This window comes from Staphylococcus caeli, from assembly GCF_051413795.1.
GTDB lineage: Bacteria > Bacillota > Bacilli > Staphylococcales > Staphylococcaceae > Staphylococcus > Staphylococcus caeli_A.
The window spans coordinates 1-3,209 of record NZ_JBOIRQ010000041.1; the positions used below are offsets into that span (position 1 = coordinate 1).

Annotated in this window: 2 rRNA genes; both read right to left on the bottom strand. The window is 48.6% G+C overall.

The features are described from left to right. Position 1: 1 nt before the first annotated feature. Positions 2-116 (bottom strand): 5S ribosomal RNA (rrf, locus tag ACSULM_RS12305). 77 nt (positions 117-193) lie between these two features. Continuing rightward, positions 194-3,115 (bottom strand): 23S ribosomal RNA (locus tag ACSULM_RS12310). Between the last annotated feature and the right edge of the window lie 94 nt (positions 3,116-3,209).

Sequence of the window (3,209 nt, forward strand, 5' to 3'; positions counted from 1 at the left end):
TGCCTGGCAACGTCCTACTCTTGCGGAACGTAAGTCCGACTACCATCGGCGCTAAGGAGCTTAACTTCTGTGTTCGGCATGGGAACAGGTGTGACCTCCTTGCCATTGTCACCAGACAATGAAATGTATAAAGTTATACATTCAAAACTAGATAGTAAGTAAAATCTGATAAACCAAACAAAACAATTTAAATTTGATTAAGTCTTCGATCGATTAGTATTCGTCAGCTCCACATATCGCTATGCTTCCACCTCGAACCTATTAACCTCATCATCTTTGAGGGATCTTATAACCGAAGTTGGGAAATCTCATCTTGAGGGGGGCTTCATGCTTAGATGCTTTCAGCACTTATCCCGTCCATACATAGCTACCCAGCGATGCCGTTGGCACGACAACTGGTACACCAGAGGTATGTCCATCCCGGTCCTCTCGTACTAAGGACAGCTCCTCTCAAATTTCCTACGCCCACGACGGATAGGGACCGAACTGTCTCACGACGTTCTGAACCCAGCTCGCGTACCGCTTTAATGGGCGAACAGCCCAACCCTTGGGACCGACTACAGCCCCAGGATGCGATGAGCCGACATCGAGGTGCCAAACCTCCCCGTCGATGTGAACTCTTGGGGGAGATAAGCCTGTTATCCCCGGGGTAGCTTTTATCCGTTGAGCGATGGCCCTTCCATGCGGAACCACCGGATCACTAAGTCCGTCTTTCGACCCTGCTCGACTTGTAAGTCTCGCAGTCAAGCTTCCTTATGCCTTTACACTCTATGAATGATTTCCAACCATTCTGAGGAAACCTTTGAGCGCCTCCGTTACTCTTTAGGAGGCGACCGCCCCAGTCAAACTGCCCATCTGACACTGTCTCCCACCATGATAAATGGTGCGGGTTAGAAATCCAACACAGCGAGGGTAGTATCCCACCAACGCCTCCACGTAAGCTAGCGCTCACGTATCTCAGGCTCCTACCTATCCTGTACAAGCTGTGCCGAATTTCAATATCAGACTACAGTAAAGCTCCACGGGGTCTTTCCGTCCTGTCGCGGGTAACCTGCATCTTCACAGGTACTATGATTTCACCGAGTCTCTCGTTGAGACAGTGCCCAAATCGTTACGCCTTTCGTGCGGGTCGGAACTTACCCGACAAGGAATTTCGCTACCTTAGGACCGTTATAGTTACGGCCGCCGTTTACTGGGGCTTCGATTCGTAGCTTCGCAGAAGCTAACCACTCCTCTTAACCTTCCAGCACCGGGCAGGCGTCAGCCCCTATACATCACCTTACGGTTTAGCAGAGACCTGTGTTTTTGATAAACAGTCGCTTGGGCCTATTCACTGCGGCTCTCCTGGGCGTTAACCCTAAAGAGCACCCCTTCTCCCGAAGTTACGGGGTCATTTTGCCGAGTTCCTTAACGAGAGTTCGCTCGCTCACCTTAGAATTCTCATCTTGACTACCTGTGTCGGTTTGCGGTACGGGCACCACAATTCTAGCTAGAGGCTTTTCTTGGCAGTGTGAAATCAACGACTCGAGGAAACAATTTCCTCTCCCTATCACAGCTTGATCTTAAGAGTGCCGGATTTGCCTAACACTCAATCTCACTGCTTAGACGTACAATCCAATAGTACGCTTCGCCTATCCTACTGCGTCCCCCCATCGCTTAAAACGAATTATGGTGGTACAGGAATATCAACCTGTTATCCATCGCCTACGCCTATCGGCCTCAGCTTAGGACCCGACTAACCCAGAGCGGACGAGCCTTCCTCTGGAAACCTTAGTCAATCGGTGGACGGGATTCTCACCCGTCTTTCGCTACTCACACCGGCATTCTCACTTCTAAGCGCTCCACATGTCCTTGCGATCATGCTTCAACGCCCTTAGAACGCTCTCCTACCATTGTCCTACGGACAATCCACAGCTTCGGTAATATGTTTAGCCCCGGTACATTTTCGGCGCAGTGTCACTCGACTAGTGAGCTATTACGCACTCTTTAAATGATGGCTGCTTCTAAGCCAACATCCTAGTTGTCTGGGCAACGCCACATCCTTTTCCACTTAACATATATTTTGGGACCTTAGCTGGTGGTCTGGGCTGTTTCCCTTTCGAATACGGACCTTATCACCCGCATTCTGACTCCCAAGTTAAATTGATTGGCATTCGGAGTTTGTCTGAATTCGGTAACCCGATAAGGGCCCCTCGTCCAAACAGTGCTCTACCTCCAATAATCATCACTTGAGGCTAGCCCTAAAGCTATTTCGGAGAGAACCAGCTATCTCCAGGTTCGATTGGAATTTCTCCGCTACCCACAACTCATCCGCTCACTTTTCAACGTAAGTCGGTTCGGTCCTCCATTCAGTGTTACCTGAACTTCAACCTGGTCATGGGTAGATCACCTGGTTTCGGGTCTACGACCAAATACTCAACGCCCTATTCAGACTCGCTTTCGCTGCGGCTCCACATTCACTGCTTAACCTTGCATCAAATCGTAACTCGCCGGTTCATTCTACAAAAGGCACGCCATCACCCATTAACGGGCTCTGACTACTTGTAAGCACACGGTTTCAAGTTCTATTTCACTCCCCTTCCGGGGTACTTTTCACCTTTCCCTCACGGTACTGGTTCACTATCGGTCACTAGAGAGTATTTAGCCTTGGGAGATGGTCCTCCCGGATTCCGACGGAATTTCACGTGTTCCGTCGTACTCAGGATCCACTCAAGAGTGAACAAATTTTCGACTACAGGATTATTACCTTCTTTGATTCATCTTTCCAGATGATTCGTCTAATCTGTTCTTTTGTAACTCCGTATAGAGTGTCCTACAACCCCAACAAGCAAGCTCGTTGGTTTGGGCTCTTCCCGTTTCGCTCGCCGCTACTCAGGGAATCGATTTTTCTTTCTCTTCCTGCGGGTACTAAGATGTTTCAGTTCTCCGCGTCTACCTTCAGATATGCTATGTATTCACATATCGATAACACGACATAACTCGTGTTGGGTTTCCCCATTCGGAAATCTCTGGATCAAAGCTTACTTACAGCTCCCCAAAGCATATCGTCGTTAGTAACGTCCTTCATCGGCTTCTAGTGCCAAGGCATCCACCGTGCGCCCTTAATAACTTAATCTTTTTTGACTTTCAACACGAACAAGTCGGTTGAAAACCCAAAATGTTATTAATCTGTGAGTGTTCTTTCGAACACTAGCGATTATTTCTTTTTT